A 14,975-nucleotide genomic window follows, 5' to 3' on the forward strand; every position below is an offset into this window, starting at 1 on the left:
TGAATGAATTATTCGTAAAGCGTCGAAAGAGCAGGGTAGCATTGCATGAGCGATAAAGGGAGGAGAAGTCCTGGATTGAAAGCTTCTCCATCGTATAGAATGTTATCATTTCACTCTGGAGCAGACACTTGGACCTTATACTATAAAAAGCGAAAGCGTTCGTATAAGTAAAGGTGGGCCGGAATATTTTCCGTTATCAAATTGGAGTTGGATGCGTACTGCTTGCGTATCAACAAGGGTGGTACCGCGAATCAAAAACCTCGTCCCTTTTTTGGGAGGAGGTTTTTTTACGTTTGTTTTTAAGGGTACTAAGCATAAGAAAAACTACCAATTCTCTAAACGCCAAGCGAATTTAGTTTTCTCTATAATCATTCAAACATTAAAGGAGGATGTAAGATGAAAGAGCAATTAGAAGCAATTCGAGTTGAAGCATTGGAAAGAATCGCTGAAGTAGAGGATATCAAAACGCTTCAAGATATCCGTATCACTTATTTAGGCAAAAAAGGTTCGCTTACAAGTGTTCTAAAAGGGATGGGTAAGTTATCCAAAGAGGAACGTCCGGTTGTAGGTGAAATTGCAAACAAGGTACGTGATGCTATTACGACATCATTGGAAGCAAAAATCGAAGTATTGGAAAATGCTGCTTTAGAGAAACAGCTGGAAGCGGAAAGCATTGATGTTACGTTACCTGGTCGTCCAGTTAAGGTCGGAGGGCCGCATCTTTTAACAAGTATTGTGGAAGAGATTGAGGATTTATTTATTGGAATGGGATATGAAATAAAAGAAGGACCTGAAGTAGAAACAGACTATTTCAATTTCGAAGCATTAAACCTTCCTAAAAATCATCCCGCAAGAGATATGCAGGACACATTCTATATTACGAATGAATTATTATTACGTACCCACACATCCCCTGTTCAAGCTCGTACGATGAGAGAATACAAAGGGATAAAGCCATTTAAAATGATATGTCCGGGTAAAGTCTACCGCCGTGATAACGATGATGCGACACATTCACATCAATTCACACAAATAGAAGGACTTTATGTAGATAAAAATGTCAGAATGAGTGATTTAAAAGGCACACTAGATACATTTGCTAAGAAAATGTTTGGGGAAGATCGAAGCATTCGTCTGCGACCTAGCTTTTTCCCATTCACTGAACCGTCTGTAGAAATGGATATTTCCTGTAAAGTTTGTAATGGAGAAGGATGCAGCGTATGTAAAGGAACGGGCTGGATAGAGATTCTTGGGGGCGGAATGGTGCACCCGAATGTTCTTGAAATGGCTGGATATGACCCGCAGGTTTACTCTGGTTTTGCGTTTGGTATGGGACCAGAACGGATTGCAATGTTGAAATATGGTGTAAATGATATTCGTACTTTCTACACCAATGATGTACGTTTCTTGAAACAATATCATCAGGCTTAAGGAGGAGTAAGGTAAATGTTAGTATCTTATAATTGGTTAAAAAACTATGTGGATTTAGGTGAAATCACACCAGAAGAATTAGCAGAGAAAATAACAAAATCTGGTATTGAAGTAGAAGGTGTCGAATATGTTGCTGAAGAAAGTGCTGATGTTGTTATCGGCTACGTAGCATCATGTGAGAAGCACCCTGACGCAGACAAGTTAAATCTTTGTCAGGTGAATGTTGGAGAAGAAACGTTACAAATTGTGTGTGGTGCACCGAACGTTGAACAAGGTCAAAAGGTGGCCGTTGCAAAACCTGGTGCGAAGCTGCCAGGTGGTATAAAGATTAAAAGAGTAAAGCTTCGTGGAGTTGAATCAAATGGAATGATTTGTTCATTACAAGAATTAGGAATGGATGAAAAATATATCCCATCCCAATTCGCCGATGGAATTTTCGTTTTTCCTGAAGATGCCCCTGTTGGAGAAAGTGTCAATACCTATTTAAACTTAGATGACGCAGTTTTAGAACTTGATGTATTAGCAAACCGTGCAGATGCAATGAGTATGCTTGGTGTTGCTTATGAGGTAGCAGCAATCTTAGGGGAAGATGTGAATTTGCCAGAGGAGTCGGTGACATTCTCTGAGGATGAATCGGCAGAAGATTATATATCCGTTAATGTAGATGCAAAGGATCTCAATCCTTATTATGGTGCTTTTTTAATTAAAGACGTAGAAATAAAGCCATCACCTTTATGGATGCGTAACTATCTAATGGCAGCAGGTATACGTCCGATAAATAATGTTGTTGATATTACCAATTATGTATTAATGGAATACGGTCAACCACTTCATGCCTTCGATTACGACCGTTTTAATTCCAAAGAAATTCTTGTCCGCCGTGCGGTTGAGGGCGAAAAAATCGTTACACTTGATGACCAAGAACGGACTCTAACAAGTGATATGCTCGTTATAACAAATGGAAGTGTTCCAACAGCGATTGCAGGTGTGATGGGTGGTGCCAATACAGAGGTGGTCGAAGGAACAAAGACAGTGCTCTTGGAGGCGGCATATTTTGAAGGGTCCTCTATTCGTAAAACGGTAAAAGAGACTGGATTGCGCAGTGAATCAAGTTCCCGATTCGAAAAAGGTGTTGACCCTAATCGGGTGAAAAAAGCTGGATTACGTGCATGTCAATTATTGCAACAGTATGCAAATGGTAAGGTACTTACTGGTGTTGCAGAACATGATGATTTAGATAAAGCAGAGAAAGTAGTGTCTGTAATAACAGATGCGATTAATGAACGTTTGGGGACAGAGATCACTGATAGTGAGTTAGGAGATATTTTCCAACGATTGCAATTCTCATTTGATCAGAACGAAAACTCATTCACTATTCATGTTCCAACGAGACGAAAGGATATAACGATCTTTGAAGATATGGTAGAAGAAGTTGCCCGTATATATGGCTATGATAAGCTTCCCTATACTTTACCACAAGGATCTAATCAAGCTGGGGCACTAACGGGACGTCAACTAGTAAAACGAAGAATAAAGAGGTTTATGCAAGGTGCTGGTTTAATGGAGACTTTAACTTATTCCTTAACAAATGAAAAATCAGTGAAGCAATTAATGAGTCCAGAAGTCAAGGCGCAAAATCCTGTTCCAGTTTCACTTTCTTTACCTATGAGTGAGGATCGTAAATATCTGCGCTTGAGCATCCTGCCAGAATTACTAAAAACATTATCTTATAATGAAGCGAGAAACCAATCTGACTTGGCTTATTATGAGCTTGGCAGTGTGTTTATTTCTGATGAGACATTATTAACAAAGCAACCTAAAGAGCAATTGCGCTTAGCAGCTGCTTTAACAGGTAAATGGACGGAGCAGCCATGGCAGCAAGAGAAGAAGGAAGTAGACTTCTTTGTTGCTAAAGGGATTATAGAGGGGTTATTTAACTTCTTAAATCTCGAGGTAACCTTTAAACCTGCCAAACTTGATAATATGCATCATGGAAGGACCGCGGTTATCGAATTAAACGAGAATACAGTTGGATTTGTAGGTCAAATTCATCCAACACTTGCAAAAGAGTTGGACTTAAGGGAAACCTATGTAATGGAAGTTAATATTGATTCATTATTATCTGCATTTAATAATGTGCCTTCTTATGAGGATATTCCAAGATATCCAGCCGTTACTAGAGATATTGCCTTTATCCTCGATAAAGAAACACTTGCTGGTGAAGTGAAGCAAAAGATTAAGGAAGCAGGTGCTCCATTAGTAAATAGTGTACAGATTTTTGATTTATATGAGGGAGCCAATTTACCAGAAGGAAAGAAATCCATCGCCTATCGCTTGTTATATCAAGACCCGAACAAGACGCTTAAAGATGAAGAAGTAGATGCCTCCTATGAGAGAATAATCGAAACAATTAATAGTGAATTTGGAGCATATGTACGTTCCTAATTAAAAATGGGTGTATTAAAGGGTAATAAAGTTACTCTTTGAGTACACCTTTTTTTAACACATATTTATTCAAAATGATGCCAGGCACTATTGCAGGATATAGTGTAGCAGTAAATTGGTCGAACTCTGGCTTTTGCGGTACAACTTTAGATAATTTACGACTATCACTAGTCGCAATAAGTAGAAACTGCTTTTTAAAACAACAACTTCATGTTAAGATAAAATGTAGAATTCTTATGCAGGGGGCAAGTTTTGTGACGGATGAGAAGAAGGACCGTGTAACCGTTGAAATAAATAATCGTACATATACCATTGTTGGGGACGAAGAATCAAGCAGTCATGTTCGGCTTGTGGCTAGTCTTGTTGACCAGAAGATGAAGGAAATTCAAGGGACAAATAGACATCTGGACACTGCTAATTTGGCAGTATTAACTGCATTAAATACGATGAATGATTATCTGAAATTAAAGGAAGATTATGCAACGCTATTAGGTTCAATGAAAAGGAAAGAGGACAAATAGATTATGTTTAATGCTTTATTGATTATTATCTTACTATTTGGTTTTTTTGTAGGATTGAAAAGGGGCTTTATCCTGCAATTACTACATTTAATTGGATTTATTGTTGCATTTATTGTTGCAGGGATGTATTACAGTGAATTGGGGAAACAACTTGAAATGTGGATTCCATACCCTGAACTGTCTGATGGAGGGGCATGGGCTGACTTCTTACAAAGTCTTCCATTGGAAAATGCTTTTTACAATGCTATTGCGTTTGCCGTCATTTTTTTCGCAACGAAAATTATTCTTCAGATTATCGCATCTATGTTAGATTTTGTTGCATCCATTCCAATTGTTAATTCAGTAAACAAATTATTGGGAGCTGTACTGGGTTTCCTTGAGGTTTATTTAATTTTGTTTATACTTATATATATATTAGCTCTTACACCGATCGTTCAAATTCAAGATTGGATTAATAGTTCTAGTGTTGCTCTTTATATTTTGGAACAGACACCATACTTCTCTGAAAAGCTATTTGAGTTATGGTTCAATTACTTAAGTGAAGGATAGAAAATGAATGGCTGATTCGTCTTATTCGAGATACGGTTGTATCACAGGTACAATAAGTATGAGATAAGATATCAGTCTTTTTATTTGGAAAGATAGGTGGAAATAATGGCGATTAATAAAAAAGATGTAATTAAACTACTAGAGAAAATAGCAATATACTTGGAATTAAAAGGAGAAAATCCTTTCAAAATATCCGCATACCGAAAAGCAGCGCAAGCTCTTGAACAAGATGAGCGCTCGCTTTCAAATATAGATGACTTTACAAAGATAAAAGGAATTGGTAAAGGGACAAGTACGGTTATTCAGGAGTATATTGAAACAGAAAAGTCAGAGGTACTTTCCAGCTTAGAGCAAGAAGTTCCAGAAGGGTTAGTACCTCTATTAAATCTACCAGGATTGGGTGGGAAAAAGTTATCTAAGTTATATCAAGAATTAAACGTTATTGATGCTGCATCTTTAAAAACGGCATGTGAAAGTGGAAAGGTAGAAAGTCTTGCAGGTTTTGGAAAGAAAACAGCCGAAAAAATTCTTCAAGCATTAGAAGATGCCAATAAACGACCTGAAAGGTTACCAATCGCAAATGTTTTACCAGTTGCTGAAAGGATTGAATTATTCTTAAGAGAAATAGAGGAAGTAAAACGTTTTTCTCTTGCTGGCAGTCTTAGAAGGATGCGAGAAACGGTAAAGGATATTGATTTTATTATTGCAACAGACAAACCTGCACTTGTTAGAGAACGGTTATTAAGTATGCCTGATATTAAAGAGGTAATTGCGAAAGGCGATACGAAAATATCGGTTACCGTAGAAGCAGGCTATGATATCAATGTCGATTTTAGATTAGTAACTGAGGATGAATTTATTACAACGTTACATCATTTCACAGGATCTAAGGACCATAATGTAGCGATGAGACAGTTAGCCAAAGAACGTGGTGAGAAGATCAGTGAATATGGAGTAGAGGTCGAAGAAACTAATGAAGTTCTTACATTTAAGTCAGAAGCAGATTTCTTTCAACATTTTGGCTTAACTTATATTCCACCTGAAGTGAGAGAAAATACAGGTGAGATCGATATATTTAAAGAGCCTAGACAACTAATACAATTAGAAGATATTCAGGGTGATTTGCATATGCATACGACCTGGAGTGATGGTGCACAGTCACTGGAAGAAATGGTGAATGAATGCAGGAACAAAGGATACTCCTATATGGCAGTAACGGATCACTCCAAGTATTTACGAGTGGCTAATGGATTAGATGAAACGCGTTTAAGAAAACAAAGAGAACAAATTGATTTATTAAATGAGCAATATGAAGATTTTCATATCTTTGCGGGGGTAGAGATGGATATTCTGCCAGATGGAAGCCTCGATTTCAGCAATGATTTCCTAAAAGAAATGGATTTTGTTATTGGGGCCATCCATTCAAGTTTCAGCCAAACCGAAGAGCAAATCATGCATCGATTATTCCAAGCATTAGAGAATCCTTATGTATCACTAATTGCACACCCAACTGGAAGATTAATCGGCAGACGTGAAGGCTATAAAGTAGATGTGGATAAACTAATTGAAAAGGCAAAAGAGACTAACACCGCCTTAGAGATTAATGCCAACCCGAATCGATTAGACTTATCTAGCGAATGGGTAAGAAAAGCACAAGATAAAGGAGTGCTATTAGCAATTAATACGGATGCACATAGCTATCCAATGTTAGATCATATGAAATATGGAGTGGGTACAGCTAGAAGAGGGTGGATTTATCAGGATACTGTGAAAAATACTTGGCCGCTTGAGGAGCTAAAAACCTACTTCAATCGAAATAAAACGTATTAAAGGAGCAATAGATATGAATGAACGGATTCTCCGTGTACTAGAATTTCATAAAATAATTGACCAACTGGTCGCACATGCTGCTACGTCAATCGGTAAAGACTATGCAGCCAATTTGAAACCGTCATCTAATATTCAGCAAGTAATACAATTACAAAAAGAGACAGATGAAGCAGCGCAGATCATCCGTTTAAATAAAACTATTCCTCTTGGTGGCATAACAGATATCCGTCCTAGTATAAAGCGCAGTGAGATAGGTGGAACATTATCTACAACGGAATGCTTGGATGTAGCAAATACCATCTATGGAGGAAGACAAGTTAAAACTTTTGTTGAAAATTTAGAGGAAGACCTTCCAATTTTTAAAGAGCTAGTTTCTGCAATTATTCCACTTAGGGATCTGGAAATACAAATCAAGAGTTGTATTGATGATCACGGCTATGTAATGGATAGTGCGTCACAGAAATTAAGAGGACTCCGTTCAACCATTCGTACCCTTGAAGCGAGGGTAAGAGAAAAGCTGGAAAATTATACAAGAACAAATAGTAAAATGCTCTCAGATTCGATTGTTACGATTCGTAATGATCGATATGTGCTGCCAGTTAAACAGGAATACCGAGGATCGATTGGTGGAATTGTACACGATCAATCCGCTTCAGGGCAGACATTATTTATGGAGCCGAAAGCAGTTGTAGACTTAAATAATCAGTTACAAGAGACAGTTCTAAACGAAAAACAAGAAATAGATCGGATATTAAAGGAACTCAGTGAACAGATTGCTTTGGAAGCTGATGCTTTGAATGATAATGTTCGTATCCTTGCTCAAATTGATTTTATGCATGCTCGGGCATTGCTTGGCAACCAAATGAAAGCTGTAAAACCGGAAATGAATGATGAAGGTATCATTCAAATGAAGCAAGCTCGTCATCCACTGATTTCAATGGATGAGGTGGTACCAAATGATATTGAAATAGGTAAAGAATATACTTCTATAGTTATAACGGGTCCTAATACAGGCGGGAAAACAGTGACACTAAAGATGGTGGGGCTTTGTACGCTAATGGCACAGGCTGGGCTTCGTGTGCCAGCATTAGATGGTTGCCGTCTTGCTGTTTTCGATGAAGTATTTGCTGATATTGGGGATGAGCAATCTATAGAGCAAAATCTAAGTACGTTTTCATCGCATATGACTAACATCGTGGAAATTATGAAGCAAGTAGATCATAAATCTCTTGTATTATTTGATGAACTTGGTTCTGGAACAGATCCTGGGGAAGGTGCTGCACTTGCTATGTCGATCTTGGATGAAGTGATAGCAAGAGAAGCAAGAGTCATAGCAACAACACACTATCCAGAATTAAAAGCTTATGGCTACAATCGGGAAAATGTGATTAATGCTTCTGTTGAATTTGATGTAGAATCACTTCAACCAACTTACCGGCTTTTGATTGGGGTACCGGGAAGAAGCAATGCATTTGAGATATCGAAGCGTCTAGGATTAGATTCCTCTATTATAGAAAGAGCAAAAGGATTAATTGGTCTAGACTCGAAAAATGTGGAAAATATGATCGCTTCTCTTGAGGAATCACAATTAAGCGCGGAAAGAGATTATCAAAGAGCGCACGAGGTATTAATGGAAAGTGAAAGCATCCGTGAAGAATTGGAAAAAGAGTGGAAACAGATTCAAAACAAGCGTGAAGAAATTTATAAACGTGCAGAAGATAAAGCAGAGAAAGCAATCAATAAGGCAAAAGAAGAAGCGGAAGCTATTGTGGAGCAAGTAAAACAAATGAAGACCAATGTGGATATAAAAGAGCACGAATGGATAGATGCTAAAAAGAGACTAGAGGGTGCAATGCCGAAGCTCGCATCCACACAAAAACCTAAGCAAGTTAAAACCAGCAGTGAAAAGAATGACTTAAAACCTGGTGATGAAATTAAATTACTTTCTGTTAATCAGAAAGGTGAAGTAATAAAGGAGATAAATGAGAAAGAATACTTAGTGCAAGTGGGGATTATGAAGCTAAAAGTTAAACGGGATGAGGTACAACTCCTTGGTAAGCCAAAGCAATCGTATGAAAAACCTATCACTACGATAAAAGGATCAAATTATCATGTAAGCACGGAATTAGATTTGCGTGGTGAGCGCTATGAGGATGCCTTGCTAAAATTAGAAAAATACATTGATGATAGCCTGCTTGCCGGTTATCCACAAGTATCTATTATTCATGGGAAAGGTACAGGAGCATTAAGAAAAGGTGTGCAGGATTTTGTGAAGAAACATCCAAATATTGCTTCGTCAAGAACTGGTGAAAATGGAGAAGGTGGGAGTGGCGTGACTGTTATTAAGTTCAAGTAAATAGCTGGCGTATCTGATTCTTTGATAACACTTTATAAAGGGATAGGGTGGTTCTTATGGAAGCATTTTGGGAGAATATCATAGTCATAACAGCTGCTAGATATAGTGTAGTTATTCTTTGTGCAATTGTGTTTTTAGCAATTTTTGAAGTCATTACTTCTTATAGCAATTGGGAAGAAATTAAGAAAGGTAATTTTGCAGTCGCAATGGCAACTGGTGGAAAGTTACTCGGAATCGCTATTATTTTCCGTTACTCTATTGAGCATAATGATACCATTTTCCAAAGTATTGGATGGGGTCTATTTGGGTTTGTATTATTATTAATTGGTTACGTCATTTTCGAATTTCTGACCCCAACGATAAAAGTGGATGATGAAATAGGGAAGGGAAATAAAGCTGTCGGTTTTATTTCTATGGTTATTTCAGTTGGATTAGCTTCTGTTATTGGTGCAAGCATTTATTAAAGGGGGATTCCAAATGGTTTTTGAAAGGCTGGCGAAGATATTGTTTGCAGTCTCCATCATATTTATTATTGCCGGAGTCATTTATTTTTTATAAATGGCTTTTTTTTACTTAAATAAATGGCTTCCCAAAATTTGACCAAATTTAAGGGGAAAAATAAAATAAAATTTCTAAAAATAGAAATTTGTCTATATAATGTTTATAATAAGATAAAAAGGGGGGATTCCAATGGAAAGTAAAAAGTGGCATGCACATTATCCTGATACTATTCCGAAAAGTATAACATATGCAGAAAAACCATTGCATGCTTTTTTGCAAGAAAGTGCAGAAAGAAACGAGCATAAAAAGGCACTTCATTTTTTGGGGAAAGAAATGACTTATGGGGAAGTTTATGGAGAGGCGAAGAAGTTTGCTAGTTATATTCAATCATTGGGAATGAGAAAAGGTGACAAAGTGGCCATCATGCTGCCTAATTGTCCACAGGCTGTTATCAGTTATTATGGGACTCTAATGGCTGGTGGAATCGTGGTTCAAACCAACCCGCTTTATACGGAAAGAGAATTAAAATATCAATTATTGGATTCTGAAGCAGCATTTATTGTATGTCTGGATATTTTATTACCCAAAGTTTCTAAAGTGAATAATACAGACCTGAAGCATACCATTGTAACAGGGATTAAAGACTACTTACCTTTCCCGAAAAACCTAATCTATCCATTTATTCAGAGAAAAGAATACAATATGGTTGTAAAGGTATCACAAACGGAAAATACACATGTATGGAAGAATATAATGGAGTACGGTATAGGTGATTACGCCGAAGTGGAGGTAGATCCGAAGAGAGATCTAGCTTTACTACAATACACCGGTGGAACAACAGGGAACCCTAAAGGCGTTATGCTAACTCATTATAATCTTGTAGCAAATGTACAAATGTGTGAAGCATGGTTATATAAAACGAAATATAAGAGCCAGACTGTTCTAGCTGTTTTACCTTTCTTTCATGTTTATGGGATGACTACTGTAATGAATTTTGCTGTGGTGCAAGCATCTAAGATGGTCTTGATGCCTAAATTTAACGCAACTGACATTTTGAAAACGATTGCAAAGCAAAAACCCACGTTATTTCCAGGTGCACCTACCATCTATATTGGACTATTAAACCATCCAGATTTAGATAAATATGACTTATCCTCTATAGAAGCTTGCCTTAGTGGATCAGCCCCATTACCTATTGAAGTTCAAGAACAGTTTGAAAAGAAAACGGGAGGAAGACTAATAGAGGGCTATGGCCTAACAGAGTCATCACCAGTAACACACGCAAACTTCGTATGGGAGAAAAGAGTAAATGGAAGTATAGGTGTACCTTGGCCAGATACAGATGCAAAAATATTTAGAATGGATTCTGATCAAGAGGAAGCGGAGATTGGAGAAGTAGGAGAGGTAGCCGTAAACGGCCCGCAGATAATGAAGGGATATTGGAAGAACAAAGAAGAGACAGAGAAAGTGTTAAGAAATGGCTGGCTTTATACTGGTGATTTGGGCTACATGGATGAACAAGGATATTTCTATATTGTTGATCGCAAAAAAGATATGATTATTGCAAGTGGCTATAATATATATCCGCGAGAAGTCGAAGAGATATTATATGAGCACGATGCAGTTCAGGAAGCTGTAGTCGCTGGAATCCCGGATGAATACCGGGGAGAAACAGTAAAAGCTTATATTGTACTAAAAGAAGGAAGAGATATTAGTGAAGAAGAGCTAGATGCCTTTTGCAGAAAACATTTAGCGGTCTATAAGGTTCCTAAAATATATGAATTTCGCAAGGAGTTACCAAAAACTGCCGTAGGGAAGATATTAAGAAGGAAATTAGTGGATGAAGATAAAGAAAAAATATCTCACGCCTAAATTGCTTCTCTTTTTTTATTAAAGAGGGGGACTAGCATTTATTGACAGTTCATAATTATCTGACTTACAATATAAATGAATGATTATTCATTCATTATTCAAAGTAGGTGAAGCGAATGAAGAGCAATAGGCCGAAATACCATCAAATTATAGATGCTGCGGTTCGGGTAATTGCAGAAAATGGCTATCATGGTTCTCAAGTTTCAAAAATAGCAAAAGCAGCAGGTGTTGCAGACGGTACAATTTATTTATATTTCAAAAATAAAGAAGATATCTTAGTAACTGTCTTTCAGGAGAAAATGGGGCAATTTATCGAGAGAACTATAGATGAAATTAATAATAGAAAAACGGCTATTGATAAACTAGCGACTTTAATTGAAATGCACATCAAACAACTATCTAGTAATCATCATTTGGCAATTGTTACTCAGTTAGAACTACGACAATCCAATTATGACCTTCGTATTCAAATCAATCAGGTACTCAAGCCTTATTTGACTGTCATCGATAATATTATAAAAGAGGGAATGGAAGAAGGGGGATTTCGAGAGGATCTAAAAGTACCATTAGTGAGACAAATGATATTTGGAACTGTGGATGAAATGGTAACCAATTGGGTTATGAAAGAGTGTAAATATGATTTAATTGGTGAAATTCCTCTTATAAGCGAACTTATATTAAACGGAATATGTCAAAAAGAATAATTAGTTTGAATTTTAATAGATTTTAGTTAAAATATAGTTAAAGGAGGGATTCGCATTGAGGACAATTGATTATGAATTGACGAATAACGTTGCCTATTTAACGATTCAAAGTCCGCCAGCAAATGCGCTATCAAGTCAGCTTCTTAATGACTTGTCAGAGCAATTAGATATATTGGAGGAAGAACAAAAAGCTAAGGCAATAGTGCTAAAAGGCGAAGGTAGATTTTTTTCGGCGGGAGCTGATATTAAGGAGTTTACGACATTAAAGGATTCCAGTGAACATCAAGGTTTGGCGGAAAGAGGACAAGGTATTTTAAATCGCATCGAGAACTTTTCAATTCCATTTATTGCTGCTATTCATGGAGCTGCATTGGGAGGTGGATTAGAGTTAGCGATGGCATGCCACATTCGTATTGTTACAGAACAAGCAAAGCTGGGCTTACCAGAAATTACACTCGGAATTGTACCAGGATTTGCCGGGTCGCAGCGATTACCTCATTATGTAGGGACAGCAAAAGCTTATGAAATGATGCTGACCGGGAAGCCTATTTCAGGAACAGAAGCGTATACTTTTGGGTTGGTGAATCGGGTAGTTAAAGAAGAGCATTTGATAGAAGAGGCAAGAACTTTGGCAGAATCTATAGCAGAAAAGAGTAAAGGTGCAATCCAGGAAATTATGAAACTCGTACTTATATCAAAAACCGAACCTTTATCTATCGGGATGAAGGAAGAAGCAGAATCTTTTAAAAAGGTATTTGCTACAGAAGATGCAAAAGAGGGAATTCAGGCATTTATTGAGAAACGGAAACCGGACTTTCAAGATAAATAATAATGGAGTGAACAAGGAGGATATAGGATGAATATTTATGTGTTATTGAAGAGAACGTTTGATACAGAAGAAAAAATCGTCGTTTCAAATGGTCAGATTTCAGATGATTCAGCCGAGTTTATTATTAATCCATATGATGAATACGCAGTCGAGGAAGCAATCGTACAAAGAGATAAGCATGGTGGCGAAGTGACTGTCATTACAATTGGGAAAGAAGAGTCAGAGAAACAACTTCGTACTGCTTTAGCTATGGGAGCAGATAAAGCGGTCTTAATTAATACGGAGGAAGATCTCGAGGATGGGGATCAATATTCTACAGCTAAAATTCTAGAGGCCTACTTTGAGGACAAAGATGTGGATTTAATTTTAGCTGGGAATGTAGCGATTGATGAAGCTAGTGGACAAGTTGGTCCAAGGTTAGCTGAATTATTAAATATCCCTTATGTAACGACGATTACTAGCTTAAACATAGATGATAAAGTGGTGTCCATTGAAAAAGATGTAGAAGGTGATGTAGAGGTTATTGAAACAAGTCTCCCTCTGCTAGTTACCTGCCAGCAAGGTCTAAATGAACCACGATATCCATCTTTGCCAGGTATTATGAAAGCGAAGAAGAAGCCTTTAGATGAACTGGAATTAGATGATTTAGACATAGATGAAGAAGATGTGGAAGCAAAAACAAGAACAATTGAAATTTTCCTTCCTCCGGAAAAACAGGCTGGACGAGTGTTAAATGGAGAGTTGAAGGATCAAGTTACAGAATTAGTGTCTCTTCTTAAGAATGAAGCGAAAGTACTATAATCTGGATAAGGTAGAAAGGGGAGTCTATAATGAGTAAAAAGATGATTGTTATTGCAGAGACGAAAGATGGGGAGTTACGCAACGTTTCTTTTGAGTCTATTGCTGCAGCAAAAAAAATCACTCCTGATGGTGAAGTGGTTGGGTTAATATGTGGAGCGGAGGATGCAAGCAATCTAGGTCAAGAACTAATTTATTATGGAGCAGACAGAGTAATTACGGTAACGAACGAAAAAATGAAATCGTATACATCAGAAGGATATGGACAGGCTATTCTTTCCGTTGTTGAGGAAGAATCGCCAGATGGAATTGTGATGGGACACACATCTATTGGGAAGGATTTATCACCAAAACTGGCAAGTAAGTTAGATACCGGTTTGATTTCTGATGCAGTTGATGTAGAAGTGATAGGAGACCAAATCGTTTTCACTAGACCAATATATTCGGGGAAAGCCTTCGAGAAGAAAATCATCACGGATGGAATTACATTTGTTACCATTCGTCCAAATAATATTACGGCCCTAGAAAAAGATGAGAGTCGAACTGGTAATGTTTCAAGCAAGGATGTAGATATAAAAGACTTACGTACTATTGTGAAGGAAGTAGTACGTAAAGCTTCTGAAGGAGTAGATTTATCGGAAGCGAAAGTAGTTGTAGCTGGTGGACGAGGTGTAAAGAGTGCAGATGGATTTAAACCGCTTTATGAATTAGCTGATGTATTAGGTGGAGCAGTCGGAGCTTCTCGTGGTGCCTGTGATGCGGATTATTGTGATTATTCATTACAGATTGGCCAGACGGGTAAAGTAGTTACACCAGATTTATATATTGCAGTAGGGATTTCAGGTGCGATTCAGCATTTAGCAGGAATGTCTAATTCGAAAGTAATCGTAGCGATTAATAAAGATCCTGAAGCAAATATTTTTAATATAGCAGACTACGGAATAGTTGGTGATTTATTTGAAGTCATCCCGATGCTGATAGAAGAACTTAAAAAAGTAGCAGTTAGCTAAGTTCTCACATTGCCTAATCATTTGATTAGGCATTTTTCTAAATTTAATGTATGATGAAAGCCATTCGAAAATAATTTCCGAAGTGTGGCCACGTATAAGCAAACTATTAGGAAGTGTATACTAACGATG

General features: G+C 37.4%; 12 protein-coding genes. All 12 read left to right on the forward strand.

Annotated elements, in window-relative coordinates:
* Positions 1–396 precede the first annotated feature (396 nt).
* The 12 genes from pheS to D8M04_RS01230 all read left to right on the forward strand — a co-directional run bounded on the left by pheS (position 397) and on the right by D8M04_RS01230 (position 14,846).
* Positions 397–1,431 (forward strand): phenylalanine--tRNA ligase subunit alpha, encoded by a 1,035-nt coding sequence (gene pheS / locus D8M04_RS01175; protein WP_121520582.1) that lies wholly within the window; start codon positions 397–399, stop codon positions 1,429–1,431.
* Positions 1,432–1,446: 15 nt separating this feature from the next.
* The gene (gene pheT / locus D8M04_RS01180) at positions 1,447–3,876 is read left to right on the forward strand and encodes a phenylalanine--tRNA ligase subunit beta (RefSeq protein ID WP_121520584.1); all 2,430 of its coding nucleotides are present in this window, start codon (positions 1,447–1,449) and stop codon (positions 3,874–3,876) included.
* Positions 3,877–4,112: 236 nt separating this feature from the next.
* On the forward strand, positions 4,113–4,397 hold the full coding sequence (zapA, locus tag D8M04_RS01185) for a cell division protein ZapA (RefSeq protein WP_425463993.1): 285 nt from the start codon (positions 4,113–4,115) through the stop codon (positions 4,395–4,397).
* Positions 4,398–4,400: 3 nt separating this feature from the next.
* Positions 4,401–4,946: a CvpA family protein gene (locus D8M04_RS01190; protein WP_121520589.1), complete on the forward strand. Its 546-nt coding sequence runs from the start codon at positions 4,401–4,403 to the stop codon at positions 4,944–4,946.
* Between the two features lie 105 nt (positions 4,947–5,051).
* Complete coding sequence (gene polX / locus D8M04_RS01195) at positions 5,052–6,776, forward strand: DNA polymerase/3'-5' exonuclease PolX (protein ID WP_121520591.1); 1,725 nt, start codon at positions 5,052–5,054, stop codon at positions 6,774–6,776.
* 13 nt (positions 6,777–6,789) lie between these two features.
* A complete protein-coding gene (locus tag D8M04_RS01200) occupies positions 6,790–9,132 on the forward strand; it encodes an endonuclease MutS2 (RefSeq protein ID WP_121520593.1) in 2,343 nt (780 codons plus the stop codon).
* 56 nt (positions 9,133–9,188) lie between these two features.
* Positions 9,189–9,596, forward strand: a complete 408-nt coding sequence (locus tag D8M04_RS01205; protein WP_121520595.1) for a DUF350 domain-containing protein — start codon at positions 9,189–9,191, stop codon at positions 9,594–9,596.
* A 226-nt stretch (positions 9,597–9,822) separates the two neighbouring features.
* Entirely contained in the window at positions 9,823–11,505 is a 1,683-nt protein-coding gene (locus D8M04_RS01210) for an AMP-binding protein (protein ID WP_121520597.1), read from the forward strand.
* 116 nt (positions 11,506–11,621) lie between these two features.
* On the forward strand, positions 11,622–12,209 hold the full coding sequence (locus tag D8M04_RS01215; RefSeq protein WP_121520599.1) for a fatty acid metabolism transcriptional regulator FadR: 588 nt from the start codon (positions 11,622–11,624) through the stop codon (positions 12,207–12,209).
* A 55-nt stretch (positions 12,210–12,264) separates the two neighbouring features.
* Complete coding sequence (locus tag D8M04_RS01220) at positions 12,265–13,038, forward strand: enoyl-CoA hydratase (protein ID WP_121520602.1); 774 nt, start codon at positions 12,265–12,267, stop codon at positions 13,036–13,038.
* Positions 13,039–13,065: 27 nt separating this feature from the next.
* A complete protein-coding gene (locus D8M04_RS01225) occupies positions 13,066–13,839 on the forward strand; it encodes an electron transfer flavoprotein subunit beta/FixA family protein (protein ID WP_121520604.1) in 774 nt (257 codons plus the stop codon).
* A gap of 29 nt (positions 13,840–13,868) precedes the next feature.
* Positions 13,869–14,846 carry an electron transfer flavoprotein subunit alpha/FixB family protein gene (locus tag D8M04_RS01230; protein ID WP_121520606.1) on the forward strand — a complete coding sequence of 326 codons (978 nt, stop codon included), beginning with the start codon at positions 13,869–13,871 and terminating at the stop codon, positions 14,844–14,846.
* Positions 14,847–14,975 lie beyond the last annotated feature (129 nt).

This window comes from Oceanobacillus piezotolerans, from assembly GCF_003665065.1.
GTDB classification, from domain to species: domain Bacteria; phylum Bacillota; class Bacilli; order Bacillales; family Amphibacillaceae; genus Oceanobacillus; species Oceanobacillus piezotolerans.

Bases quoted from the DNA above. Each gene is read 5' to 3' on its own strand.
- pheS (WP_121520582.1), top strand. From the start codon at position 397: ATGAAAGAGCAATTAGAAGCAATTCGAGTTGAAGCATTGGAAAGAATC.
- pheT (WP_121520584.1), top strand. From the start codon at position 1,447: ATGTTAGTATCTTATAATTGGTTAAAAAACTATGTGGATTTAGGTGAA.
- zapA (WP_425463993.1), top strand. From the start codon at position 4,113: ATGCAGGGGGCAAGTTTTGTGACGGATGAGAAGAAGGACCGTGTAACC.
- D8M04_RS01190 (WP_121520589.1), top strand. From the start codon at position 4,401: ATGTTTAATGCTTTATTGATTATTATCTTACTATTTGGTTTTTTTGTA.
- polX (WP_121520591.1), top strand. From the start codon at position 5,052: ATGGCGATTAATAAAAAAGATGTAATTAAACTACTAGAGAAAATAGCA.
- D8M04_RS01200 (WP_121520593.1), top strand. From the start codon at position 6,790: ATGAATGAACGGATTCTCCGTGTACTAGAATTTCATAAAATAATTGAC.
- D8M04_RS01205 (WP_121520595.1), top strand. From the start codon at position 9,189: ATGGAAGCATTTTGGGAGAATATCATAGTCATAACAGCTGCTAGATAT.
- D8M04_RS01210 (WP_121520597.1), top strand. From the start codon at position 9,823: ATGGAAAGTAAAAAGTGGCATGCACATTATCCTGATACTATTCCGAAA.
- D8M04_RS01215 (WP_121520599.1), top strand. From the start codon at position 11,622: ATGAAGAGCAATAGGCCGAAATACCATCAAATTATAGATGCTGCGGTT.
- D8M04_RS01225 (WP_121520604.1), top strand. From the start codon at position 13,066: ATGAATATTTATGTGTTATTGAAGAGAACGTTTGATACAGAAGAAAAA.
- D8M04_RS01230 (WP_121520606.1), top strand. From the start codon at position 13,869: ATGAGTAAAAAGATGATTGTTATTGCAGAGACGAAAGATGGGGAGTTA.